At 47.9% G+C, this 25193-nt stretch carries 33 protein-coding genes; 5 read left to right on the top strand and 28 right to left on the bottom strand.

Annotated elements, in window-relative coordinates:
* Positions 1–22 precede the first annotated feature (22 nt).
* The 4 genes from R7Q48_RS19585 to R7Q48_RS19605 all read left to right on the top strand — a co-directional run bounded on the left by R7Q48_RS19585 (position 23) and on the right by R7Q48_RS19605 (position 4297).
* Entirely contained in the window at positions 23–640 is a 618-nt protein-coding gene (locus R7Q48_RS19585; protein WP_193325781.1) for a hypothetical protein, read from the top strand.
* A complete protein-coding gene (locus R7Q48_RS19590) occupies positions 622–831 on the top strand; it encodes a hypothetical protein (RefSeq protein WP_160188498.1) in 210 nt (69 codons plus the stop codon). The genes R7Q48_RS19585 and R7Q48_RS19590 overlap by 19 nt, the downstream gene beginning before the upstream one ends.
* 23 nt (positions 832–854) lie before the next feature.
* On the top strand, positions 855–3044 hold the full coding sequence (locus R7Q48_RS19595; RefSeq protein WP_160188497.1) for a DNA topoisomerase 3: 2190 nt from the start codon (positions 855–857) through the stop codon (positions 3042–3044).
* 617 nt (positions 3045–3661) lie between these two features.
* Positions 3662–4297 (top strand): restriction endonuclease subunit M, encoded by a 636-nt coding sequence (locus R7Q48_RS19605; protein ID WP_160188496.1) that lies wholly within the window; start codon positions 3662–3664, stop codon positions 4295–4297.
* 52 nt (positions 4298–4349) lie between these two features.
* On the opposite strand, the gene R7Q48_RS19610 is transcribed toward R7Q48_RS19605, so the two are convergent.
* The 25 genes from R7Q48_RS19610 to R7Q48_RS19730 form a co-directional block, all read right to left on the bottom strand.
* Positions 4350–4622 carry a helix-turn-helix domain-containing protein gene (locus R7Q48_RS19610; protein ID WP_160188495.1) on the bottom strand — a complete coding sequence of 91 codons (273 nt, stop codon included), beginning with the start codon at positions 4620–4622 and terminating at the stop codon, positions 4350–4352.
* A gap of 48 nt (positions 4623–4670) precedes the next feature.
* Positions 4671–5837: a ParB/RepB/Spo0J family partition protein gene (locus R7Q48_RS19615; protein ID WP_160188546.1), complete on the bottom strand. Its 1167-nt coding sequence runs from the start codon at positions 5835–5837 to the stop codon at positions 4671–4673.
* A 3-nt stretch (positions 5838–5840) separates the two neighbouring features.
* Entirely contained in the window at positions 5841–6626 is a 786-nt protein-coding gene (locus R7Q48_RS19620) for a ParA family protein (RefSeq protein WP_160188494.1), read from the bottom strand.
* Positions 6627–6889: 263 nt separating this feature from the next.
* Positions 6890–7738, bottom strand: a complete 849-nt coding sequence (locus tag R7Q48_RS31730) for a hypothetical protein (protein ID WP_375338872.1) — start codon at positions 7736–7738, stop codon at positions 6890–6892.
* 136 nt (positions 7739–7874) lie between these two features.
* Positions 7875–8054, bottom strand: a complete 180-nt coding sequence (locus R7Q48_RS19630) for a hypothetical protein (protein ID WP_160188493.1) — start codon at positions 8052–8054, stop codon at positions 7875–7877.
* Positions 8054–8986 (bottom strand): ParB/RepB/Spo0J family partition protein, encoded by a 933-nt coding sequence (locus R7Q48_RS19635; RefSeq protein WP_210635818.1) that lies wholly within the window; start codon positions 8984–8986, stop codon positions 8054–8056. Before R7Q48_RS19635 ends, R7Q48_RS19630 begins: the two co-directional genes overlap by 1 nt.
* 133 nt (positions 8987–9119) lie before the next feature.
* Positions 9120–9467, bottom strand: coding sequence for a hypothetical protein (locus R7Q48_RS19640; protein ID WP_160188491.1), 348 nt, complete (start codon positions 9465–9467; stop codon positions 9120–9122).
* 11 nt (positions 9468–9478) lie between these two features.
* A complete protein-coding gene (locus tag R7Q48_RS19645; protein ID WP_252515612.1) occupies positions 9479–10573 on the bottom strand; it encodes a hypothetical protein in 1095 nt (364 codons plus the stop codon).
* A gap of 41 nt (positions 10574–10614) precedes the next feature.
* Positions 10615–10812 (bottom strand): hypothetical protein, encoded by a 198-nt coding sequence (locus R7Q48_RS19650; protein ID WP_160188489.1) that lies wholly within the window; start codon positions 10810–10812, stop codon positions 10615–10617.
* A gap of 48 nt (positions 10813–10860) precedes the next feature.
* On the bottom strand, positions 10861–11253 hold the full coding sequence (locus R7Q48_RS19655; protein WP_210635814.1) for a hypothetical protein: 393 nt from the start codon (positions 11251–11253) through the stop codon (positions 10861–10863).
* 4 nt (positions 11254–11257) lie between these two features.
* Positions 11258–11644 (bottom strand): hypothetical protein, encoded by a 387-nt coding sequence (locus tag R7Q48_RS19660; RefSeq protein ID WP_411979277.1) that lies wholly within the window; start codon positions 11642–11644, stop codon positions 11258–11260.
* A 17-nt stretch (positions 11645–11661) separates the two neighbouring features.
* Positions 11662–13125: an AAA family ATPase gene (locus tag R7Q48_RS19665; protein WP_160188486.1), complete on the bottom strand. Its 1464-nt coding sequence runs from the start codon at positions 13123–13125 to the stop codon at positions 11662–11664.
* Positions 13126–13456: 331 nt separating this feature from the next.
* A complete protein-coding gene (locus R7Q48_RS19670; RefSeq protein ID WP_210635810.1) occupies positions 13457–13645 on the bottom strand; it encodes a hypothetical protein in 189 nt (62 codons plus the stop codon).
* Between the two features lie 24 nt (positions 13646–13669).
* The gene (locus R7Q48_RS19675) at positions 13670–14527 is read right to left on the bottom strand and encodes a hypothetical protein (RefSeq protein WP_210635808.1); all 858 of its coding nucleotides are present in this window, start codon (positions 14525–14527) and stop codon (positions 13670–13672) included.
* A complete protein-coding gene (locus R7Q48_RS19680) occupies positions 14514–14744 on the bottom strand; it encodes a hypothetical protein (protein WP_210635806.1) in 231 nt (76 codons plus the stop codon). The genes R7Q48_RS19675 and R7Q48_RS19680 overlap by 14 nt, the downstream gene beginning before the upstream one ends.
* 8 nt (positions 14745–14752) lie before the next feature.
* Positions 14753–15262 (bottom strand): nitrite reductase, encoded by a 510-nt coding sequence (locus R7Q48_RS19685; protein ID WP_210635804.1) that lies wholly within the window; start codon positions 15260–15262, stop codon positions 14753–14755.
* Positions 15259–15699 carry a Fe3+-siderophore ABC transporter permease gene (locus R7Q48_RS19690; protein WP_210635802.1) on the bottom strand — a complete coding sequence of 147 codons (441 nt, stop codon included), beginning with the start codon at positions 15697–15699 and terminating at the stop codon, positions 15259–15261. Before R7Q48_RS19690 ends, R7Q48_RS19685 begins: the two co-directional genes overlap by 4 nt.
* On the bottom strand, positions 15693–16058 hold the full coding sequence (locus R7Q48_RS19695; RefSeq protein WP_210635800.1) for a hypothetical protein: 366 nt from the start codon (positions 16056–16058) through the stop codon (positions 15693–15695). Before R7Q48_RS19695 ends, R7Q48_RS19690 begins: the two co-directional genes overlap by 7 nt.
* A gap of 63 nt (positions 16059–16121) precedes the next feature.
* Positions 16122–16979, bottom strand: a complete 858-nt coding sequence (locus R7Q48_RS19700) for a DsbA family protein (protein WP_160188484.1) — start codon at positions 16977–16979, stop codon at positions 16122–16124.
* A 15-nt stretch (positions 16980–16994) separates the two neighbouring features.
* Positions 16995–17882, bottom strand: coding sequence for a hypothetical protein (locus tag R7Q48_RS19705; RefSeq protein WP_160188483.1), 888 nt, complete (start codon positions 17880–17882; stop codon positions 16995–16997).
* A 4-nt stretch (positions 17883–17886) separates the two neighbouring features.
* Positions 17887–18180, bottom strand: coding sequence for a hypothetical protein (locus tag R7Q48_RS19710; protein ID WP_193325745.1), 294 nt, complete (start codon positions 18178–18180; stop codon positions 17887–17889).
* A 10-nt stretch (positions 18181–18190) separates the two neighbouring features.
* Positions 18191–18664: a hypothetical protein gene (locus R7Q48_RS19715; RefSeq protein ID WP_193325746.1), complete on the bottom strand. Its 474-nt coding sequence runs from the start codon at positions 18662–18664 to the stop codon at positions 18191–18193.
* Between the two features lie 96 nt (positions 18665–18760).
* Positions 18761–19282, bottom strand: coding sequence for a hypothetical protein (locus tag R7Q48_RS19720; protein ID WP_160188481.1), 522 nt, complete (start codon positions 19280–19282; stop codon positions 18761–18763).
* A gap of 2 nt (positions 19283–19284) precedes the next feature.
* Positions 19285–19806 (bottom strand): hypothetical protein, encoded by a 522-nt coding sequence (locus R7Q48_RS19725; RefSeq protein ID WP_318132415.1) that lies wholly within the window; start codon positions 19804–19806, stop codon positions 19285–19287.
* 4 nt (positions 19807–19810) lie between these two features.
* Positions 19811–20419, bottom strand: a complete 609-nt coding sequence (locus tag R7Q48_RS19730; RefSeq protein ID WP_193325748.1) for a hypothetical protein — start codon at positions 20417–20419, stop codon at positions 19811–19813.
* A gap of 821 nt (positions 20420–21240) precedes the next feature.
* Between R7Q48_RS19730 and R7Q48_RS19735 the strand changes: the two genes are divergently transcribed.
* On the top strand, positions 21241–21762 hold the full coding sequence (locus R7Q48_RS19735; RefSeq protein ID WP_411979278.1) for a hypothetical protein: 522 nt from the start codon (positions 21241–21243) through the stop codon (positions 21760–21762).
* Positions 21763–22987: 1225 nt separating this feature from the next.
* Here the strand turns inward: R7Q48_RS19735 and R7Q48_RS19740 are convergent.
* Genes R7Q48_RS19740 through mobI form a run of 3 tightly spaced genes read right to left on the bottom strand, consistent with a single transcriptional unit; the run spans position 22988 to position 24910 of the window.
* Positions 22988–24058 (bottom strand): plasmid replication protein, encoded by a 1071-nt coding sequence (locus R7Q48_RS19740; RefSeq protein ID WP_354665765.1) that lies wholly within the window; start codon positions 24056–24058, stop codon positions 22988–22990.
* Positions 24059–24078: 20 nt separating this feature from the next.
* Complete coding sequence (locus tag R7Q48_RS19745; RefSeq protein ID WP_193325750.1) at positions 24079–24369, bottom strand: hypothetical protein; 291 nt, start codon at positions 24367–24369, stop codon at positions 24079–24081.
* 1 nt (position 24370) lies between these two features.
* Positions 24371–24910, bottom strand: coding sequence for a conjugative transfer protein MobI(A/C) (gene mobI / locus R7Q48_RS19750; protein WP_193325751.1), 540 nt, complete (start codon positions 24908–24910; stop codon positions 24371–24373).
* Positions 24911–25193 lie beyond the last annotated feature (283 nt).

A 25193-nucleotide genomic window follows, 5' to 3' on the forward strand; every position in this document is an offset into this window, starting at 1 on the left:
TTTTTTGATAAGGAACGACGCGATGAGGCAACTAATAGCAATTTTAGGGGTAACAATTCTCGCCGGATGTGCCTCTGGCACCCCCGAGCAAAACACTCAGTCCCAGACAGCCCTTGCCGAAAATGACAAATTGGCCCGAGTCAGTATGGAATTGTCTATGTCATGGGGAAACATGGGGCGCGGTGGCGCGGCATTACGTCAACCTGGTTATATCCATGTTCTGGGCGACGGTAATATCGGCGTAACGATGAACACGGTCCAATATGACTCCGCTAGTTCAAATAAAACTCCAGCAGGGTTCAAACAGAACGGGGGAGTGGACGAGGCCATCAATACCTTCAAGTCCATGAATAAAGGCAAAAGCTACTCGCTGTACGAGTTGTCTCGCTGGGAACGCTATTGCAATGGTGGCAAAGGTATGGACGAACACGATTGGCGCTTTGTGGTGGCTGAGGGAACCACAAACATCCCCAAGGATGTTATCACCGGCTGCATACCGCCTACCCACACCTATCAAGAATATCTGGATGCCTGGACGTACTTTTGCACCAGCCAAACTGTAACCGACGCAGATCGCCGCATTGTTCGTGAATCCGTGCGTCCCTATTCAGTGGTGAACCCATGCAAAGCCCTGAAATAAGGAGCCACGCAACGCTAGGCCGTAAGGCTGAACTCTTCGACGCTTTATCAATCATGCTCATGGAGGCCAGTTCGAGGATTAATTCCCGCGAAGCGGCCTATGTCATTTCTGGAATCCTTGAAAACCTCTCCAGAGACTACCCCGAGGTGAAAGATCTAGCACAAAGCTGGGCTGAGCTGGCGAATCTATAATCAAAGACGAAAGGAGCGGCTTAATGGATCTTTATATCTGCGAAAAGCCTTCTCAAGCTAAAGATTTGGCTAGCGTAATGAAGGCCTCCCAAAGAGGCGATGGATTTCTCCATGATGGAAGAAACCGGGTCATTACGTGGGCGTTCGGCCACCTCTTGGAATTGTATATGCCAGACGATTATGACGAACGCTACAAGTCATGGTCACTGGAAACCCTCCCTATTGCACCAGAGTCATGGCGGTACAACGTTCGCAAGAGTGCGTTCAAACAGTACAAAATTGTTGAGGGACTGGTCAAAAAGGCGAGCACCATCTACATCTCAACGGACTACGACCGAGAAGGTGAGGCTATCGCCCGTTCGCTTCTGGATCGATTCCGCTACTCTGGCCCTATTCGCCGGGTTTGTTTGACAGCTCTCGATGAGTCAAGCATCAAGAAAGCGCTGAACAACGTAAAGGATGGCAAGGATACGGTCTCACTCTACTACGCCGCATTGGCACGGCAACGCGCTGACTGGTTGGTAGGCATGAACGTGAGCCGCCTCTACACAGTGCTGGCCCGAGATGTCGGTTTCAACCACACTCTTCACGTTGGCAGGGTTATCACCCCAACCGTCGCTCTTGTTTGTCAACGGGACCGAGAGATCGCCGGTTTCACCCCCTCGCCATACTGGACTCTGGGGGTGAACGTGTCCGTACAGAATGGACAGTTTGCCGCCCAATGGATACCACCAGAAGAGTGCAGTGACGAGCAAGGCCGGTGCGTCAATAAGGCCTATGCCGGGCAGGTAGCCTCCCAGGTCAATGGTGCCAATGCTGTTATCAGCAAAGCAGAAACCAAACCAGGTAAAGAGTCAGCCCCCCTCCCCTTCGATCTAACGTCACTGCAACAATACGCAAGCAAACGATGGGGATACACCGCTCAGCAGGTACTGGATGCAGCTCAAGCTCTGTACGAAACGCACAAAGCGACCACCTACCCTCGTACTGACAGTCGTTATCTACCCGAGAGTCAAAAGGAAGACATCCCGGACATTCTCCAGGCGCTCATTTTGTCTGATCAGAACGTCTCTGGGCTGGTGGCTGGCGCAGATCCTCATCGCAAGGCCAGGGTATTCAATGACGCCAAAGTGACCGCGCACCACGCGATCATTCCAACACCGGCCAGAACAGACATCAGTGCCATGTCTGAGATCGAGCTCAATCTTTACGACGCCATCCGCCGTTTCTACATCGCGCAGTTCTACAGCGAGTTCGAGTTCACCAAAACCTCCATCGAGGTGCAGTGTGGGCGTCACCTCTTTGCGTCCGCTGGTAAGACACCTACCAAACAAGGCTGGAAGGTTTTGTTTGCTTCTGATAGTGAAAGCAGTCCCAAGGACGAGGGGGAAGAAACCGACGCGCCGATTGAACAAGAGAAGCTCCCCAGGGTTAGCCAGGGCGAACCTGCTTTGCTTAATGGTGTCGAGCTGGCAAGCAAAATGACACGGCCAGCACCGCACTTCACCGAAGCCACATTGCTTGCTGCGATGGAGAACATTGCCCGGTTCGTGACTGAGGAGAAGTTCAAGCAAATCCTCAAAGCCACAGCCGGTTTAGGCACTTCAGCAACACGCGCAAGCATCATCCAGGGCGCGGTTGATAAAGGCTACTTCAAACGTCAGAAAAAGGTACTGCTTGCAACTGATAAGGCTCATGCGCTTATCGCAGTGCTTCCACCAGCCATCAAATCACCCGGCATGACTGCGGCTTGGGAACAGGAGCTTGAGAAAGTTGCCTCCGGCTCAGGGAACATGTCTGTCTTCATGAAGCAGATTTCCACCTGGATCTGCCAAATGGTTGAGCAGCTCAAAGTGGCCGCACCGGTTCTGACCAAAGAAGGTGGCGCGATGGCTAAAGCCTTCGAGGGCACGAAGCCTCCTTCACACGAATGCTTCAACTGCGGTGGTGAGATGCACCGGATCAAAGGGAAGAACGGTTTTTTCTGGGGTTGCCAGAACGAGGCTTGCAAGAAGACGTTCCCGGACAACCGAGGGAAACCCGAGAAACGTATCGCGGCGGAGGATTGTCCAGACTGCCCAGATTGCGGTAGCCCAATGCGTCTTAGAAAGGGGAAGGCTCCTGGTAAAAAACGAGCCTCTAAGTTTTGGGGATGCACCACTTATCCAGACTGCAAAGGCACAATGCCTTTCAAAAAATCAGACTTAGAATGAGGGGTGTAGAGATGGTGAAACCGCGGAAAGCAAATGAAAATAGCGTCTACGAAAAGGTGCTATCCGAACTCAACAGTTCGCTTTGAGAAGATTAAAAAAAGGGCCTGATGACGGCCCTTTCTTTGATCTTGGTCCCGAACGAACACCTTAGACTTGGTGTTATCGAAGAGCGCCCCATTTGGGGTCGGCAGACAAATTATTTGGATGTTTAGAGTAGACGTTGTAATGCGTGATGACTTTCACATGTGAAATCTTAAATCACAGAATCACTTTATTGGCTATTGATATTATTTTATGATGCTGTAATAATCATAAATAAGGGCCGCATCGCTATTCGACCTTCGTTGCAGCCCTTACAACACAATCAAGCCATCAAGGAGCTTTGTTATGCTGCAAAGCAATACTAACACGAATAAGCGCATCCTGCTCGCAACGTTCATGAAATGGCCGCTGCCGAAACGTCAAGACTTCATCGCTCGGGAAATGTCTAGCTGCCCCGACTTCATTAAGATGCCTTTACTTCGGCATTAGGCTATTAGGAAAGCAAAGAACCTCGCTTCCGCGAGGTTCTTCGTTTCTACCTCTTGAATGTTTCGTCAGAACAAGCTGGAGCGCTTATGTCACCAGAAGCACTGAAACTTACATCCAAGGCTTTATCTCTCATTGAGCTGTCCCGATACAGAATGGGAACTTCTCGGTTTGTTGAGGCCTTTATCGACCAATGGGCTTATTTACAGACGGGTCTATATCCATCCAAGGAGGAGATCCCGAAGGAACTACAGCCGGTCGCCTTCGAGCTTTCACATGTTTTATCTGCCGCAATGAAACGCGATCCAACCAGCGATGTTTTGGGCTACGTTCTAAGCATGTCAGGCTTCCACAAGAAGGGCACTAATTACTTCCCCACTCCCCCAGAGATTGGTCGCCTGCTGTCACTCATTACCGGAGCTCAATCTTCCGCAGACTTCTATGAGCCCTGCTGTGGCTCTGGTATCAACGCCATTCACTGGATGGAAAACCTTATCGATAACAAAGGCCCTAAAGCCTTAACCAAAGCCTCAATCTACTTGGAAGACATTGATCCATTAATGGTGAAGAGCTGTATGCTACAACTCTTCCATTATTTCGAGTCCCGCAATACCACCCCAAAAAAATTGAGTATCGTCGGCATAGACACACTTAGCCGACAAACTAAGAACATCGCCTACTACGCAGAAAAACCGCCAGCATCCGTCGCCGCCGTTGCTGCATAAAAAAACCCGCCATTAGGCGGGGTTTCCATTTAATGCGCAGCTCTATGGCATCTTACAACTTTCCGTACCGGTTCAAGAACGAAGACCTGTCTAAAATTCCCCAGTCTGTCAGCATGTAGTAGCCGGTTGCACCCCGTTCGCCGGTAGATTCCCTGACGAACAAGATATTCATTCCAAACTCATCACGCAGGGCAGCCAACTGTCTCTTGATAGTTGATTCAGGAATTTTTGTTGCCTTGTGAAGGTCCTGGAGACTTGGCTTCTCCGTTTTATACAGGGTATTCACCAAAGCAAATTTTCTTTTCATGTCCTGTGAGATCTTCATATTCACCTGTTCTTGACAGGCCCAACCACTCTGGCAGGGCCTCCTTTATTAGCCTTCAACACTCAGGAGTTCAATGTCTGACACAGGCACATGAACATGCTTTTCCTTGCCTTCGCTATCGAGCGTTTTAACCCAGACAGTAGACGGAACCATAGCAACACGGTCGGTCATAATGACTCCACGTTTGGTCTCACCATCCAAGTTAATGTTGACAGCAATAATCAAACTGTCAGCTCGGACGTTCCGCCATTCTTTATCCTTCGGCAAAGGAGGAAGAACATCGCCGCAGTCTTCATCTTTGTTCTTGTAGCTGTTAGCTGGCTGCTGGTCAGGTTTGTTGCCCTCTTCACCACGCAAAGCGTCTTGATCATCGTCGTCCTGACCACATGAGTTTTTACCCCCATCCTGTTCTTTCTGGGCCGCGTCACTCTCGCTTTGTTCCAACGAGCCATTTCCACCTGAGTTAAAGGCTTGCTCATCGGTATTGCCAGCTCCAGGCTCATTATTCTGGCCGGAACCAGTCTGAGAGCCTTTTTGCATTTCGTCTTTAATACGTTTGGCATCATTCAGCAGCTCACGACTTTGTTTACGGGTAATCCCATCAGACATAGCCACTGCACAAACGGCGCGACATCTTTCCCCGTTCAGATCGAACAAAAGACGAAGATTATTCAAGGTTTCTGTATCAGAACATACTTCATTATCGTACAACTCGCGCACACAGTCAGGTAACTTGAGCAACGACAAATGCGTAGATACGAAAGAGATATTCTTACCAAGACGATCTGCAATATCCTTTTGTTTCCACCCTTCGTCAACAAACAGGTTTAACGCCTCGGCAATCTCCACTGGAGTCAAGTCATCTCGCTGGATGTTTTCGATCAACTCCCCAGCAGTTTCGTCTAGGGGGTTCTGAACCTTGTCATTAATCACCAAGTCGATGGTTTCAATACCCGCGTGTTTACACGCCCTCCAGCGTCGTTCCCCTTTTTGGATAACGTACTTGCCATCTTCATTCTTCGGGAACACGATGATCGGGGACTGCTGCCCTTCGGTCAGCAAGGTTGCCGCCAGATCTTCAATGTTACGGAAGCGCTTACGGACCTGGACCTTGGATACAACGTCGTCAACAGGTACAGTAAGAACTTCTTTTCCTTTCTTGCCTTTAGCGGCTTTAGCAAGTTCAGACAGGCCTTTTAAATTGTTCAATGCCATCACTTAGCCCACCTTCTCTAATAGTTCTTCTAACACAGCCTCAACCTCTTTGGCCGCGACATGCCCATAGCGAAGTTCCCATACAGGGATGCCGTCAGTAGTCGCCGTATCGAGCGGAGGTCGGTGCATTATTTTGTTCTCAAACAACAGATCTGGGACCGAATCTTCCAGAGACTTGAGGGCTTTATCGTGATTAACTGAACGGTCCATATCGTTGATCACGATACCCAAAATCTCCAAATCTTGGTTGTATGCTTCGCGCACACCAATAATCGTGTTCAGGAGACCTTCTACGCCGTCCACTGCGAAGCCAGAGAGCTTTACTGGACATGCCACATGGGTAGACATCACCAATGCGGCTACCAGCTTTCTACCGAGACTCGGTGGACAATCAATAAGCACGTAGTCGTAGCTATCAAACAGATCCGCTAAATGACGAGCCGGATTCATAGCTTGATCGAGAGGCACAGCCTCCATCTCAAACAAATCTGGGTCATTCTTCGGCGTATGAATAAGGTCTGCGCCGCAAGGACAGTGCATAACCTCAATACCGTCCAGCTCATAAGCAAACAGCTCTGCGGTTTTGGTTCCAGTAAGGATAGGCTCGTAGTCACCATCCTCAAGCTCTCGTCTGGGGGCCAGTCGAGAGGATGTGTTCCCCTGACCATCCATATCCAAAACTAGCACTTTCTTTTTCTTCCGTAACGCCAGATAAAAGGCCTGCTGGATACAGAGGGTGCTTTTACCCACTCCGCCTTTCTGGTTGGCGAAGCTGACTACTTTTGCCATATCCACCTCTATTTTGGTTTCTCGCAGGTGATCCTGACCACCCCCAAACTTTCACATGTGAAAGATTGTAGCGATCATAAAATGATACTGCAATATCTAATTATGGTTCTGTAAAAACAAACTTGAAACAAAAAACGGCCATAAAGGCCGCTTGATGGCGAGGTTTGCGCTGTCATTACAATTGATTTGCTGCCCCAGCCCCATTCTCCAATAACTGCTCGGCATCGTTTTATTTTCCTCAGCCTCTTGAGGCATGAAAGAGGCTACTCATCACGCCCCTCCGTACCCTGAAAGATGCCATTGAGTACAGAGGTCGCTTCGGCGCTCTTTACATCATGCTCGGTGTAGAAAGGCCACAAAGTAACCCCACCACCTTCAAACCATGAGCATCGGAACTGGATTGTCTGATCAGGAAGGACTTTGAACTCGATATGCTGAGGTTTGTCATAACGGCACATTTCACCCAGGTCTAGGCCAAACTTTTCTTTAACCCATGTGGATGACATCGCCCCCTGGCTCAAACCTTTACTATTAACCCAATAGACCCGGTTCATCGCACTAGCAATACCGATGAATATGAACGCCAGTATTGCCCACCAGGCAAAAATCCTTCCTGCTTTACGAATGGGACTATGCCACCGAGAGGGCTTGCCTCCCAAACTCTCGTTAAAACAGGCCAGCCCATTCGCCAATAACTGCTCGGCATCGTTGAACAACGCAGAGCCACGTTCCGGCTTGAGCAATTCCGGCATATTTTCTTGCGGCCAAGTACCGGCAACTTGAATGAGCAAACTTGCAGCCCAGTGAATCTGCATTTCTTTACTTTCATCGGCCAAGGTGCATATGATAGGAAAACCAAACTTACGACCCCAACGACTCACCTCTTTGAACGATACCAACTCAGGATTTTGCAGATCTCGGCTGTAGGCCTCAGCTATCAAATTATTCAGTTCTTGAGCGTCCATTACCCCACCTTTAAATTTTTCAAATTCGTCTTCAAACATCGTTTTTAATGTGTTTCGTAAATATTCATCTTGGATGTCATAGACATCAAAGGTGATGGCAATAACCTCACTTCCTCTAAGAAACTCTACTGGACTGTTTACCGGCATAGTCGAATCAGGGAGAACCCCAAGCGTGCAGCATTCCCACATATACTTGCACGGATGAGTAAAACAGCGATGACAGCTCAAACTTGCTGGTACTGACGCCTCAGCCTGTCTACTGTCTACTTAGGGCGATTTATGGTCACTGTTCATCATCAAGCTCTGCGAGCTGGACGCTGACACTTGCTGTCGCTGGAGGGGAGAACTGTACTACCAGTCCAGATTCAAGCCTGATAGAGGAAACCACCAGCGTCCCGAGGCTGGATAACGAAGATTCAACCGCAATAATGGTTCCTCCTTCCAGAAACTGGATGGCATCCATTACTGATTACCCGCCAAATCTTGTTGGTCTTCATTGAGCTCTTCGGTCTTAGGCTCCAACTCAGCCAACTTAGCTTTCAACGCCTGCAAAGCATCTACATCTTCCCTGCTCAGAATTAGAGTGAAGGTTTCACCGTCGTCGTTCGGCTTGATCTTATCTAGGCGACTGGTGATAGAGCTCACGCCTCGGCGCATGGCTTCAACAACTTTTTTCCCCAAACGAGGACCTTTCTCTACAGACTTTTTGGTTAGTTTTTTGGGAGCCGTCTTGCCGTCATTGCCATTGGCCTGCTCTTCCAGCGCCTTTTTCAGGATCTCAACAGCGTTAGTGCCGTGCTCGTTGTAGAGCTCCTGAGCATAGGTAGCAGCTACAGAGCCTTCCTGAATCATCCGTTTCAGTTCCAGAGGCATCTCTAGAAGGGCGCGGGCTATACGAACATGCTCAGCCGAGCGGCCAACGCGCTGGGCAATCAGCTGGTCACTCCACCCCCAGTTTGCAAGCCGAGCGTAAATCACAGCTCGCTCAAGCGGAGAAAGAGGGAGTCCGTCGTTGCTAGTTGCGATCAGGAGATTCTGTTCGGCTTCATCACCTTTGTGCTCTACAACCTGCACCAACTTGATGTCGGCACCTTCTTCGATAGCAAGCATGATTGCCCGGCGACGGCGATGACCTTCACGGACATACACCTTTCCATCAATAACCTTGACGATGATCGGCGGAACATAATCACCACGCTTGTAGGCATCAGCCAGCACTCGAATGCCAGCCTTGATGTCTGAGCGCTCGTAGTAGTTATCGCAGAAAGCACCACGGGTGTTAAACCCCTCTTCCTCCAGCAGAAGTTGGGGGGAAATAGTGAATCCATCCCCTTTTTTCAGTTCTTCGGGAGCGGCTACGCCTTTGAGAGCGCGGAGTGAGTTAATAGCAGCCATTCGTTGGTTCTCCTTGTGTGCTGCTTACTTTATAGCATCACTTTATGATACTGTAAACAGGCAACATAAAAACCACGACACGACTTATCTTTTCCTTGTAGAAGATAAGTACCGACACTGATACGGAGAAGCATCATACTGCCGCCTTGTGTGGGTTCCCGATAAAGAATTTGCCTTGTTTGTAGATCTCATCCTTCTCGAACACGATAGCATCTGCACGATTGCTGAACGGACCATAGCTCTTACCGTCTATCAAAACCTTCCATTGGCAACGCCAAACACGAGTCCATGCCGCAACTTTTGACTCGTCGGAACAAAGTCCGCGAATAACGTAGAATGCAACCATTAGAAAGCCATTTGTCGGTACGATGCAGGAAACTCTTTTTTTATTGTATTCCTGCACGTCAAGGCCCTTGAAAGAAACTTCATCAGCAAACCCGCAGACCACACCATTTTTGATTACAATGCGTTTTTTGCTCATAAATCACCCTGCTAATCTAAAATAACTTTGCGTTTGCCTGGCCGAACTTCGATTGGCTCTTCCTTTTGCACTTTTGGTGCCGGAGCTGACGAGCTGACAACCACAGGTTCTCTTCCTATGTTTTGTTGCTGACGTTCGTGAAGTTCACCCACTGATGGAGGCTCATTACTTTCGCGTTCAGCTCTTTCAGTACGCTGGAATTCTCTTAACACATCCCCAATTTCAGGGTAGCGCCGGTAATTAACAAAGGCTCTACAGACAAAGAAAATCAGCACCGGTAGTAATGCCACTAAAACGAAAGGAAATGAGATTTCGCTATCTTCCAATGATTTTGCGCTAGCTTCCCCAGTATCGAACATGAACCCAAGAACAGTTGGCATATTCATGAGTGCGAGAGAGGGGATGATTCCCATAACCACGGCCCAAACACTCCGTCTCATCACCCCTCCAGCAATCCCAACCACCAACCCCAATACCGCTATAACTTCACAAGCGTTCGCGATTAAACCAATAATGGAATCAATAGGCCTTTCAAATCCACGATCTACATTCTGCTTAGAAGGGTCAGTCTTTGAAACGCTCAAGCTGGCCGGTGTAGATGGCTGAGGAGCGACTTTCGGCACATCAATGTCTTGTTTCACCACGCCCAGGTTCTGAGTTTTGACATGCGTTTGTGCTGGTGGCGCTAATAGATATTTGACTGCCAAGTTGTTGCCGTGGATCTCAATGGTTTGCAGGGTGATAGGTTTACCTTCCATCTTAGTTAGAGCTTCTTGGAGAGTAAGCTCCTGAGCATCAGTCATCGCTCCCATAAAACCACTAAAGCCATCCTCATAGACACGACAACGTTGCCTTCCCGAATAGCTACGGTATTCACCAGGGCAAACAAAATAGCCTCCCTGAGGACCATCCAACTTGCGCCATTTGTTATTTTTTAAGACCTCCATTTTGGTCACAATCGGCTGACCATCATGATACTCAATGACCGTTTTACTCTCCGGGTCAGAGTTATTTACCTTCTTGCTACCAGAGTCATCTGAGAGCAGTTGCCCCATAATTACGCCAGTAACAAAATCACTGGCAAAGGCCGCAGGAGTTGCGACCATGAGCCCAACCAGCATAAGAAAGGGGAAACACCCTATTCTTCTCATAACCATTCGTTCTGTTCCGTTTCATGATGAGTTTGACCGGCGTTGAAGTGATACTCGGGTTTCAGCTCTTTTTCTTCGACTTCTAGCTCATTCAGGCGGATACGCTGTTCCAGAGCCTCACAAGTCTTCCCCTGAAACCCCGTAAAATCGGCAGCAATCTTGCCGCCCTTGATCTTGATGTTTACTTTTTTCACTTTGTCACCTCGTTGTTAAGTTCAGCCAATCTGATTGCCTTAGTGCTATTACCAAACAGCTTCCTCGGCTTCCAGTTCCAACGTGCCATCGTGATGCTGCGTCACCGTCACGCTAAAACCTTCCTCTTTCAACTGCTGCTCGTAGTGGAAAGCAATGTAGCGGTCCTGAACCTTACTGCTTGCCTGCTGCGTCCAGCGCCCATGAGTGCCGTAGTTTTCCTGATACTGCTCCCAAACACCGTTTTTTTCCTTGTAACCAATCCGGTGCTCCTTGTTGCTCTGATCAATCAGAACTATCGGATATTTCTCAAAGGTGTAGCCAACTCCAACGCGGTACAGCTTTTCGTTTTCAACAACGACACCAACACCCTCCAAAGCCTTCAACAGCAGATCTTTGTCTTTGTAAGCGACTTGCACCTTGCCTTTTACGATATGACTCATCTCATTACTCCTGAGTTGTTTCGGGCGTCATGTCGTGTTCCGACATGACAAAATTAAGCGCGGCAATGGAATAGTCTTGGCCTAAAGAAACTTCGAGCTTTCCTTCTTTCTCCAGCTTTCGGCCAAGTTCGGTAAGGTTTTCCATCATGGGGATGAGTTTGAACAACGAACTCATGTAGGTAATAGATGTGGAAACGTCTCGGGCAAATTGGTCCTTAACTTTACTCTTATCGATAACCAGAGGCTCCGGCCTATCCACCCCATCTTTTTCGGACTGGAGCTTGCTGCACAGCCTGAGCAGCTCAATTCCCTTTTCAATGTCTTGTTTGTACATAACGGTCGATTCTCGTCTTCTGAGTGGAATATCAATGACGCGGCAAGAAAGATCCAAAAACTTCACTCCATCGATTAGTCCGCGATGGCGAGTTTGCGTCCTGGGCCGCTCTGATCTTGTACATCGAAGTTATTGGCCGGGTAGAATCCTTGATCTCGCAAACTGCGGATCTGGTTTATGTCTTCTCGGCGAGTTTCACTGGTCGGGGTAATGCTAGCGACCGCATCCACCAGCGCTTCATTGTTGAGCTCTTTGTCTTTGGCGTTCGCCAGATACATTGCGTCAATGACCGCTTGCTCAATCTCTGCTCCGGTATATCCTTCGGAGGTGCGCAGTAGCGTAGGCATGTCAAACGCGGCGATGTTGGCTTTATGTTTAGCAAGGTGGATCTCAAAAATCTTCTGACGCTCAGCTTCGCTTGGCAGATCAATGAAGAATGCCCGGTCCCAGCGACCAGCTCGCATCAATTCAGGAGGCAGCGACTGAACCCGGTTGGCTGTTGCTACAATAAAGATCTTCTTTTTGCGCTCCTGGAGCCAGTAAAGGAAAGAGCCCAGCAGGCGCTTGGATACTTCGTGTTCACCATCAGCATTACCAAAAAACTTCTCCATCTCGTCAATCAACACTACAACGGGTGCTATCTGCTCAATGGTTTGTAATGCACGGTTAAACTGTCGCTCAGTTTCCCCGAGATACTTGCTGTAAAAGCGGCCCATATCCAAGCGAACTAAGGTTGTACCAAGTACACCGGCAGCAGCTTTGGCCGTCAGCGATTTCCCGCCTCCAGGTACACCAGCTAGAAGGACACCTTTCACCGGAAGGTCTTTATCCCAACCAGCTTTACGGATCTGGAGGAACTCTTTAAGATTTTCGAGACCGCCAACATTCCCAATATCAATAGCCTCAAGCACATCAAGACCGACATCACGTAAGATGTGAGCTTTTTCTTTTCGGATCTCACTCAGATATTCTTCCCCCTTGTATTTCAAGTAGGCGGAGTAGGTGAAGACGTTTTTCATCTGAGTGTGTGACAAACCAAGAGCATGATTTGCGATGACAACCCGCTCGTTGCTCTCAAAGACGCCACCGTCTTTCACGTTATCTTCACAAATTTGGAGCAGTGTCAGGATTTCTTGATTGCTCATAGCTGGGAGGTCTATGTGATAGACGAACTCTTCATTGAAGACGTCTTTGCCAGCAATGATGTAATTGATCCCCTCATTCTCCAGATAGATCAGAGATGACTTGAGAGCTGGAAGTGTTTCCGGGTTTGCGCGTTGACGGTCGAAAAAGAAAGTGTCGAACACGACAACACCGTTTTTGGAGGCCTTCTTGGCCTCGTCCGCTATTGTCTTCATCGTGCCCGGATCAGGCAGCTTCTTGAATGGCATTACGATAAAGTGCTTACCAACTTTCTTTGCAATTTCAGAGAAAACGTTCTCTGCACGACTCAGCTCAAAGGTGCTAACGTTGATAACTGGAAAAGACAACTTGATAGGTATCTCAAGTTTGTCCATTTGCTGCGTAATATCGCTCATAGCTTATCCTTTAAATAGATTTCGGCATGTTGAATACCTCACATCATAAGATCACTTTATGATACTGTAAATGCCTATTTCCAACTCTTTAGGTATTCACGACTGACCATCCACCAAATAACTTTGAATCGCTTACTCCATCCCGCTCACCAAAACTTTCACATGTGAAAGTTCACTCTTTCTTTGTTCTGCCGGTACAAAGTATTTTGCCTCACAGCAACTTATTTCCCCTCCCCCGCTCACGCCCATTTTGGGCAATTACAGGCTCAGGGATTACAGGTGTATGGCCGTAGAGCTGTTTATTAATTAGCTAATTAGCATTCCAATCAAATTACTTGTTTTTTGCAGCAGGTAATCCCTTGACCCAGCAGAGCCTTGTTTCGTCCACTTTGCTGTCTACTATTCGACAGGCATCCCAGTTACGAGATGACCAGTGAGCAATAGCGGAAGCCAACCAGTACCAGGGCGCTGTAAACTCCGGCAGCCCACCTTCCTTTGTTTTAAATATCTGGTATCGCATGTTGCGCCTCCTTTTGAATAAGGATTAGGCCTCGTAATAGAAATTTTTGGTTTCTGGATAGGGTTTGAAGCAATGAGCTGTGACGTTCCCCAAGGAAAGCATCGTAGCCTCAGCTACCGGCACCTCCTCGGTGTCTTCATGAGACCGCCCCCCAAGCTGCGTCACCCATTCAGCAGCGAGTTGCACCCCCTTATCAAACGGAACTTTGTTCTTTTGAAGCTCGTCCAGATAGGAAAGCAGCAAGCAGTTAGGCGTAATGACGGCGACGCTCCAATCAGTTGCGAGTTGTGGTTCGTCCATGTCCGCATACCAGGCATCAACCTGATGTTTTAATCCGATCTCGGCCATCATGCCGTGCTTACCTGCGACCTTTCTGCCTTCCTCTACGACATCAACTGGTGCATCCCAGTAGAAGACTTCCCCGCTCGCCTCTTGGGTTGCACACGTTGCTCCTTGCGGCCAATACCTCCGTTCCATAACAAGCTCGCAGAGTGTTTTGTTGCCAACAGGAGCCATGTAGTCCTCGTCGAGATTCACCACACTGATTTCCTGCTCCCGTTCAACCGGTGGCAAGTATCTGGCGACCAGAGGCATCGTTAAAATCACAGCCCCCTCCATGTGAAGGGATGTCGGTGCCTTTACTATTCGGTCCACCATCCAGCACCAAGCATGAAACAACCGATCCTCTACCTTGTCGTCAGCTTCAATTTCTTGAACAAACTGGTTGAAACGAACCTGATTATCTTTAAACAAACCTGAGCTCTTACACTTATCGCTGATCGTATGAATGAGCGCTGCCTGCTCCAGAAGCATCTCTCGGGTGACTTCTTCTGCATCACCAAATGCCTCAAACAAATTTGTCATGTAATCACGGAGTTGCATGTTTTTCCCCCTCGGCATCAAAGTGCTTTGCAAGCTCAGGATCACCCGCCCAGCGAAGGGCATCTCCCATGTGTGTGAAAGCGCGTTCATTGTCATCCGACTTATTCACCCTGACTGGCGTCTTCTGATCACTAGGTTGTAGCAGCCAGTATCCTTCTTCTTCCTTGATTAGTTCTGCAATCACCAACAAACCGCTTTTCGTTGCAATAATCATCATCAGCTCCCCTAGTTAATCCAGTACGCGTAAATAGTGATGACAAAGCCCCCAACAAGCACAATTACGATAGCGGCACGCTGACCCCACTTCGATGTACCAAACCGTGCTAGATGCCTCCCCAGGAACTGAAATAGTGCTGTTTTTCCGATAGTCCGAATAACCCAAGTCATTGCCAATAAAAGGAGGGCTATAATTGGGTATATGCCCACAACAAAGAGATTCATCTCTCCGACCACGAGCTGATAGATGAATGCAAGTAGCATCGCTACCCCCGTCAACTCGGCTACGGCTTTGATCCCGTTCTTCCAGTCCCACGCTTGACGTGCATCACAGGTAAAACTCACCATCGAGACTAGGAACGGTATGAATGACAGGTTCATGCTGGTGGGTTGACCCATTAATGCGTCAACCCCCACAAATATCACTGTCATAGCTACATAGAAAAACAGAGCGGGGACAAGCATGTCGCGTAAAGACTTAATCTGGTTGGTATTTGCGTCTTGAGTATTAGTTATCATTGTTTTTGCCCCTTCAATATTCCCCATAGCTGACAGTGGAGATCAGCGATTACCTTGAACGCCCCTTTTACCGCTGGTTGTTCAAGGGTCTTGAGCATCCACAGCGCAATGAACAGATTGGAAAGCAGCACCAACTGAATGTTGTGGCTACTCAAGTAGACGGCATAACCGTTTAAGCAAACACTCAGTAACAACCAGATCTTGGCAATCATCAATCCCCATTGGTGATAGGTAACAAGAAGATAAGCAGTTACGACAGAACATAGTGTCGTTGCGCTTGATGTGGCTAGATAGACGCCCCATGTACTTGCCTCTCCAGTTACGTAAGCGCCACTGACGGAGAAGGGTAAGCCAAAGATCCAAATTGCTGCATTACGGAGCAGGGCATCAACAATGATGTAACTGGCGGCAAGATTGATAATTCCGCGTTTTAGCATTGTTCCACCCCCTTATTCAGATACCTGTCGAGTTCAGCCTTGAGCCTACTAATTTCTTCTGTTGCTTCGGCCAACTGTTCCCGATACTTATTGATCTGCTGAAATGAATGCCAGGATTGCCCTTTCGATACTGACTTTGTGATGGCAGCGACTTCATCTAGCGTCAGCCGAGTAAGGTGTTCTTCTGGGTAGATCAGGATTCTGTTACTGTCCCAATCAAACCCAGCATGAATTGCTTTAACTCCTACGGTAGGGGTTCTACCTATTCCTCCTGGCTGGTGGATGACAAGCCTCAAAGGCGCTGATGGATTGAGAAGATTAAGGTTATCGAAAGTCTCTTTTGCTTCTTGTAACTCCATAAGTTCACCTCATAGTGAAAACAGGCCCCTAAGGGCCCTAACTTTCACATGTGAAAGTTTTTATTAGTTCGCAGCTTCGTCTTGTTGCGACTCAATCATCATTTTTCGCATCACCGCCATGATTGCTTGCGCCGGTTGTGCGCCACCGAGGAGCTGGCTCTTACCGGTTTGGTTGTCCACTACAAAAGTGGCCGGAGTACCGTTAACGCCATAGCTCTTGGCTTTCTGGATGTCAGCTTCAACCTTATCTTCGTATTTACCTGAGCGGAGGCACTCTCGGAACGCATCCAGATCAGCACCAACTCCAGTGACAACAGAGGCCAAATCTGCAACACCTGCTCCATTGCCTTGGCTGTGATAGAAAATGTCATTCACGAAGACCCAGAAGCCTCGGTTTCCCTTCTGCTCAGCAATACACTCAGCGGCCAATGCTTCCTTGCGAGCGGCGGGATTATGAAAATCGAGAGGCATGTGCTTCCACTGCACATTCACATTACCTTTACTTGCATCCACAATTTGCTTAGGCGTGTCGTGGAATTGCTTGCAGAACGGACATTCCATATCTGAGAACTCCACCAGCGTGAACCGAGCACCAAGATCCCCGTAAATGTGTTTGCCGTCTTCAACCTTCTCAGATGCCCCCTGAAACAGGACATACTTCTGTTCAATGTCAGCTTGTTGCTTCTGCGCGACAAACTTGTTGATGCTTTCCGCCACAGCAGCTTCAAACTCAGCCTTGCTTTTGAAGGTGATGCCTTCGGCATCCATCACCTGCTTGACCGAAGATTTCACGCTAGCGATCTCTTGTGCTAGCTCCTTCTCTTTCACGAACTGGTAAATGCCGAATCCGGTCCCTACGAGCCCCAAAAGAATGGAGGCAACAACCCCGAGACGTAGTGATTTGCTACTTTGTTCTGTCATATAAAACTTCTCCTATCAGTAAACTTTCACAGCGCTGAGTTCTTGCACGAAGTATTTCCTTTTACATGTCTCGATTATCTGTCCCCAGAACTCCTCATCAGCGCTATCAGCTCGGTCTTTGACTTTCTGGTAAACAAGGTTGGTGTTGAGCTGATGCTCACGACAGAACTGAGCAATGTTGCTGTAGGTCTTGCCCAGATAGGTGAATGGCTTTCCTTTACCTTTTTTCTTAGCGAGGATGAGTTTCCACTCATCATTGGTTAGCTTATCTGCGCCCTTCTTGGTGTCAGCAATGCGTCTACGCACCGTTACCGGATCAAGTCCATGCGCTCTGGCTATGCTCGTAACGCAATTGAACTTTCGACCGTCAATCATGACTGTTGGCAAATCACCAGTGGCAATCTCCTTGAATCGAAAACCTCTGTAACCGGGTTTGAAGATCCCAGGAGCAAGTTGCTCACGGAACACGATTGATTGTTCTGACCTGACAAATTTGCTATCGATTTTACCGAGCATGTACTTAGCCCGTGCGATGATCTGGTAAAGCGTCTTCTCCAAGAGCATGGCGTCAGCAGCTCGACTAGGAAGACCGATGTCGCCTTCTTGTTCGATACCTAACATCTCTGCATGGCTGGAGCCTTCGGCATGTCGAAAACAACCGTCGTACTCAAAAAGAAAGGAGGCTAAACCTCCTCTCAGTTTGGCTTTGAACCGGGTATTGGCCACGTTCTCTGGCGCAGGTGCTAGCTCGGATACGCCAACCCCCAACTTAACGGCCAACTTCCGTAGTTCGTCTTCTTCAATCCAGCATCCCGGTTGCATAACCTGAGCTAGAACGGACTCATCAACACACCCTCGTTCTTTCAGCTCAGCCAAGAGGTAGGGAACGCGTACTCCCCCCATAAGCTCAAGCTCCCCGAATCGCGTGAACCACTAGCTCACAGAGTTTCCCGTATACAGGAGCCAAGAGGAGTGAAGCCATCACCATACCAAAGGCTTTCGCTGGAGCTTCTTTAGCGAACTTTGTTAGCCACGGCATCATGCCGCACAGAGCGGCGATCATTGAGCCAACCCCTCCCAAGGAAGGGAATACAATCACTTGAGCCAGAATGAATAAACACTGGGCGTATGCCGCGTGGGTCATCGCCTTCTTATCTGCTGCCGTGAGCTCTACAACATCTACGTTTTTGATTTTTTCCATCACATACCCCTCATGCAACATCAGGTTTTCCGAAAAATCTCTCATACACTTCGAGATCGAAGGCCAACATGGTCTTTGCTGCGCTTTCACTAAGCTGGTGGAGGCTAAGCATCTGAACCTTTTCAGTACCAGTCACTTGTAGGTCCACTGCGAACCACGACCCACCTTTGGTTACGGCCAAAACTTGTACCATCCAGGGCTTATCCAGTCGTTCGGGCGGAGTGATCATGCTCGACACCTTTGCGACCATCGCGGTTGAACCTATCCAGTGCTTGTCGAACGCAATGACGTTCAACGCTTCAAACGCATCCCTCGCCGCTCTAAACCGGCTCCGTACAGCATCTTGTTGCTTCCAAGCCATGAACTGGATAATGGTCATTCCACCAGCAATAAGGGTGATAAGACTCAAACCATTGGCGGCAGCTACGACAGTCGCCAACAAGGCCCCCGCCATGACGTAGCTGTTATGTTTCAGCTGGGTCACTGTTCACCTCCTATATCAACTAGCGTACAGGACTTTTCAAAAATGCAACCCCGCCAAACGGCCCAATTCGGGCAATCCTGGTTCAATCTAAAAGTTTCACATGTGAAACTTTCCGCCACAGGAACAGGTGGTTTTTACCTGACCAGAACGTATGGAATGGTAGCGGTGACACAGCTTGACCACTTCTTTTTCGCTGAGAAGGTTTGTTTTGATGTAACGGACTTTATCCCCGTTAGCCGTCTCGACAACGGTTCGGACATAGCCGAATTTAGCTACGGGGGCTTTGTACTTATGGGAGAGAATTACCCGGTAAACTGAAAGCTGAATAATGTCCGACTCATAAATATGGTTTGATTGGCGCAGCTTTGTATCCAGAGGGATGAGAATCCCTCTCTTGGTTTGGTATACTTGATCAACCCTGCCGTGCATGGGCACCGGATGTGTGGTTGATATGTCTTGTTCAGACAAAAACAGAGAGGCCGAACGCAGCTCGTAAGGCATGTTCTCTGATTTCCACCATGCCCAAGTATCTCCGATTTCGCGCTTACGCCACTGGTCTACTTTTGCAATGACGAAAGGTGCAATGATTAGGGCGAATATCCAGAGAACAGTATTCATGACTACTTCCGGCTCCTAAACCACTCAGGATGATTGGACACATCCATGTTCTTAACCTGTGCTGAGAAGGCCTGTACTTCTTGGATTGTCAGGACGGTCTCAGGAGCACGAGCGATGAAAGGCCTCAGCAATCCAGAACCTGCGTAGATATTGATGATCATATGCAATCGCTCCGTTTCCTCAGACACTAGCCGCCAGCGTCGGTAGGCTTCCGTTGATTTGGCATAGCAGACCAAAGTAGGAGCTAGTGTGTCTGACTCTTTAGTATTCAACTTCCCTTTTGCTGCCTTTGATACAAACTCTGCGATCACTGAAGCCAGCATGTCGGAGGTAAGGTGAAGAGGCAGCTTTATCGTATCGAAGCCACCCTGCTTGATAGTGAACAGACGGATGTGATCGTTGCCGTAGTCTCGTACATAGATAACATGGCTATCGAAAGGGTTAGAGTGGTTAAAGGCATCCATACCCCAACCGGCGGCCTCAAGATGTGCGCTTGATACTGACTTGTCGTAATTAAATTCCACGCTATTACTCTCCGTCTTGTTGTTCAGGAATTTTCACATGTGAAAGTTTTCCGTCGGTCATGATGTCCAGAACGGCTTTGCCCAGTCTCATCCCTTTATGGTTTTGAACCGGGTCTCCTTTGTAGAAAAATCCTGGCTCGTTATCGGGATGGAATACCCCGTGAGGAATGTTGTTGTGATCGCCAAGCCACATACGTAGCCTCAGATCCACCAGCCACCCATCACCCAGAACAACCCAGAAATGCGGAGTCACGATGTCCTTGGTCTGTTCGTTTCGCACAAAGCCATACATGCAGTCATGAGGTACACCCGCTTCATTGAGTAGGTGGCTAATTGCCCATGTCATGCCGTCACATTCCATCTGGCAGTCATCCAAGGTCATAAGGACTGCTTCCAGTTCCCGGTGCCACTCCGTCATTTGCTTGGCCGCAGGTTTTACCACCAGCTCGTTTTTGTTTTCAGCCAAGATGATGTCTTCCTCATCAATATTGCATTCGTCTATCGCTTCCGAACGGATGGATACCGCTTCATCCCAGTCATCGCTCGATCCAAAAATGCTCCAACCCTCAAGACTGTAATTCACCCATACGATGAACCGCTTTATTGTTTTCATGTGCGGCCCCTTTTAACCGTGCAACGTTCCCACATATTGACCACCTCAAACTGTAACCCCATCCAAAAACCACTTCTTGATGATGTAAAATCAAGAACAACAGGTTCCCGCTGAACCGACATCACCGAAAAGCCACCGCCTGATTGCTTTTTGATGCTTATAAAGTTCTCCTAAGTAATTAGGAGTTTTGAGAACCTCACAACTCATCGAATCATTTTATGATACTGTAAAACATAAAAATGACCCAGTAAAGAAAAAGAACAACCGATTATTGAGATGAAAACATTAAAGTGATTTGTTCGATGACCAGTGATACTGCTGTTCTAGGTGTTAGTTCTCACCGGAATATCTTCTAGTCAGCGTAGTAACGATAGAACAACGTACTTCCTTGTTTATCTAGCGGTAAAGACTCGATAGCGGCGTATTTTCGGATGGTGAGCATAGGTTTGATAAGCCACAGATGGAGTTCTTAGCTCTGCTATGTTGATGAATTGGACCTTCATGCGTGATTACAACGTCCGCTTGGAGAGTGACTTAGCATCCGAACGTGCTTCTCGCGACATAAGCGCGGTTTTGAGAGCGAAACGCTCTTACTGCTACCCCTCCATTACGTAAAGATGATTTAGACGCCTCTAAGGCTTCCTGTAGCCGTTAACGTTCTAATTCTGACACTAACAACCAGTCGCTATTTAAAGAGAAAAAAATCCTTTTCATCACTGGTAAGCACTGGGAGGACAATTGAGTCTCGTATCTGGAGCAGAATATATGGGAAAGCTGCACGCTTAGTGGGTCATTGTTTATGACGACATCTCTCGGTTTATTTGGACCAAACTATTGGCGATATTGAGGCGTTTAAACAGGTATCCCAAGAAAACTGTATGTTCCTAATCTTTGTAGCAGAGGTAGCAATGTTGGATTTTATTCTTTTGGTGTTTATAGGTTTAGGAATATCTACGGTGCTGGTGCGTTGTTCTTCCCAAAAGGGGATGGACATTGAGCTGACATGGTTCCAGTCACTGAAAGTTGTATTGGTGCGAGGTTCTGTTGCATTGGGTCTAGGGTTTGGTATTGGAAGGCTGGCCTTGCTGGGTATGGAGTATGGTTTTCTACGAGAGTCTGTTCTGATGGAGCATGTTTTTGTCTCTGTAGCAGTAGTGCTGTTTTGCGGGCTTGGTTCATTCGTTGCGTTTCAGTGGATCGTTGGAAAGATCCTTGGAAGGTCGATTAGTGTCACTTCCGTGATCAAGGCAGTGATGTATGAGTTCAGTTACTTTGTGCTGTTGATGCTTATCTTGTTGGTAATACTGATTTTGTTTGGCTTTGCATATGAGATTCTTTTCTAAAGAAATAGAGTTGATTGTTTTTTATTCGGTGATCTAAAGGATAAATATAAAGATCTTTAGATCTTTGTATAAAGGATAGAACAGGATAAAGATCGGTTAGATGAGCTCAGTTATGCCTCAACACCTTGATAATGATATTGTTTTAGTGTTTCTTCCGTGCAACAAACCCATATAGTTACGTGCAACGTTCCCATATGTTGCCGTGCAGCGTTCCCATATATGTTTGGATCTTTTCCATTTTTATCCACACAGCTACCCCATTTTTTCCACAAAATTCTTGAAAAACAGAGTGTTCGTGCAGCGTTCCCACATATTCTGGTGGGCATTCCAATGCATCTAAGGCCATTCGTGCAGCCGCCCCATATACTATTTTCTAAACGTGCAACGTTCCCATATAGTAATTTCGGTCGTTTTTTGTACCGTGCAACGTTCCCATATACTATCGTGCAACGTTCCCATATAGCAAAACCCAGTTATGCACAGAAAATGTGGATAACTTTTAGCCTATTTTAATGTGATAAAGATCACTTTTTTAGCTGTCTGAGTCATTTTGGCCACTTTTTTAGGTTTGTCCTGTTCTGTCAACCTTCGTTCTGCTTCGTCAACCGTGCAGGCTTCCCATATATCGAGAGGTTTATGACCTGCTTCCGTGCAACGTTCCCACATATTAAATCTGTATACCGTGCAACGTTCCCATATATATGCCCCTTTATTATCAATGAGTTATGTAATACTCCCTAGGGAGTGACCGGTGTAACATAGCTCTTATCCTTCACAATTTCTTCTGCTTGCACGATACCAAGACCCCACTTGCTACTACCGTGCAACGTTCCCATATATTAAATCTGTATACCGTGCAGCATCCCCATATATCAGCCCCTTAATTATCAATAAGTTATATTGCAACCTCTCCGTATTCGGCTACCGTGCAAGGTTCCCACATATTAAAATTCATAATGTGCAAACGTGCAGACTTCCCATATATTCACCCATTAATTATCAATAGATTATGTAAGCCGCTCTATGGGCGTAACCGGCGTAACATGGAGCTTATTCTTCATAATTGCTTCTGCTTGCACGATACCAGGACCTCACTTGCTACTACCGTGCAATATGGGGATATTCAGTTGTTGGTACTGCTTTGATGGAGTTCACTGCATTCTCTCCCGGCATAAAAAAAGGCGCTGACGCGCCTATCTTTCTTTTCCCTAGGGAGAATGGGAAGCTACCTTCTTCTCTTACTACGCGGAGATTCATCAATGATGTCGTGGTCGATCAAGCTGTGCTCGATGGCTCGTAGTTCTGTCAGTTGCTTACGCTTGTTGGATGCCATCACCTGTTTCACAAAGTTCTGGTGAGGCCTTATGACGTACCGCACGTCAATGACTTTGCGGCCATCCCTGATCTGGTTTGCGTCGTAGTCGCTTATGACCTCTTGTTTGATGAGAGCCTCCAGAGCGAGCTTCATGGCTCTGACATTTTCTGGCATTCGTGGGCTCAATTCACGAGGGCTCTGGGTCAGGAAACTAATAAGCGATGGCGTGTACGGCGAATCTGGCGATGCTTGAGTCCAGTAGTGGCTCATTCTCTTGTAGATGTATCGTGCAAGAGGAGAGCGGATTTTCATTCCGATTCTGTAGTTATACTGACGAAAAGACAGGTTCATGATCGATTCGTTTACCATCGGGTTGAACTGCACATAGCACCTGGCATTTCCACCTTTCTTGCGAAATTCGCCTCTAGTGGTCAATCCCACCATCGGGAAGAAGCTGGTGCTGATGAAGGATTCACCGTCATCACTGATACATTCTAGTGTTGCTCCACGACAAACCTGAATTGCTTCTTTGATCTCGGTCAGATTGTACCCGTGCCCCATCTTTGCGAGCTCCTTCTGGAGTTCGTACAGAGTGAACATGACTCCAGCCTTGCCTTCGATGATATGGCCTTGCCCGTTTACAGCGAGCTTGCGTAGAGCATCCTCAAGGATTTCCTCTCTCTGTCCCGCGTAGATTAGTACGGTTCTTCCATCATCCTTCTCGATGATGGCTGGCTTCATCTTCACTGTGAACTGCTGACCTCTGATGGAGCATTGTCGTGTTACTATTGCGTTGGATAAGTCTTCGTGCTCGCGCTTTTGGTCCCAAATGTACTTAGGCAACGCATCGTAGATCTCGATGGTATTGGAGTAGTCGTCTTTCTTGGTCGGAGATTCAATGATCGCAAATAGACTCATTTGCGGTGAGTCTTTGATTATGTGGAGTTTCTCCACGTCTTTGTCTTTGGTTGTCTTGCTCATGATTGTTCCGTCAATACTTTCTAGCTGGTGGTCCATGCCGCCAGAAGTGCCAAAACTCCCGCGGCTACCGTTGCTGAAAACACTAACTGGTAGATACGACGCTTAGCTCCCTCAGTGCTGCTCATGAAGCGCAGAGCCGCCGCTTCATACCGGAAATGGGCAAGCTCGCCCCGAAGGGTCCTATCTGTTGTTCCTTGTGGTGATTGTGGGCGCTTTGACAGGGTTGAGCGAGGGTGACTGGTAGCTTTCTTGATCATAGCTTCACATTTCCCCAGCTTTGCCAGTTCAGTTGCCGCTACAGATGCTGTCATGTCACACCTCATCGCTATGTGTCTTGTTAAGCAGACGCTCATACTCGTTCAGCGCCCGGCGCATTTTCGCTAAGGCGGAGGCTCGTTGTCTTAACGCGGCATATCTGCCTTCTACTTGCTGGATCAACTCTTGTGCCCAAGCTGGCTCTTTCTTGAAGTGCGACATGCTATAGGCGTGACCTCGGCCTTTCTTGATATGTGTTGATAGAACCCTTTTCTTTTGTCCGGGAACTTGCTCAACAAATCTGTTGCGATACCACTCTGCAACGAGTGATACGCCAAGAATGCGAACCCGTGTACCGACGCGGCCTTGTTCGTTCGCTGACGCTTCTTCGCGCGCCGATTTGTGCGCATTCCAGTACATGTCCGCTTCTTGCTGTGCCTCGACAGCAAGAACCGCTAAGGCGTGATCCAGCTTGCTTCGTATCTCTGCGACAAATTCCCGACCTTCTTCCTCTAGCAGATCCTCTGTTATCTCGGATCGTTTTTCTTCGAGCTTAGGATCTAGCAGGTCTAGCCATCGCTCCGTTGGTAGACTCACCTCAAAAACCTCCCAATTCCTATCCAATTCCTATCCACAATATTATCTATCTGGAATGTAACCCTAATTATTCCAATACTGGAATCTAACGTTGTCACTAGGCTAACCTATCTTTGGAATTTGTCAAATATCACTCTATCTATCTGGAATCTTACTTGCCTGATTCTTCAAACTCCTAGTTCTGTATGAATTTATATATGAATATTCCAGATATATTGGATAAACATATAAAGATTCCAGTTTTGTCGAAAAATCCTTCTCTCGATGCGATGGTGGACGCGCG

The organism is Vibrio sp. 378, from assembly GCF_033339435.1.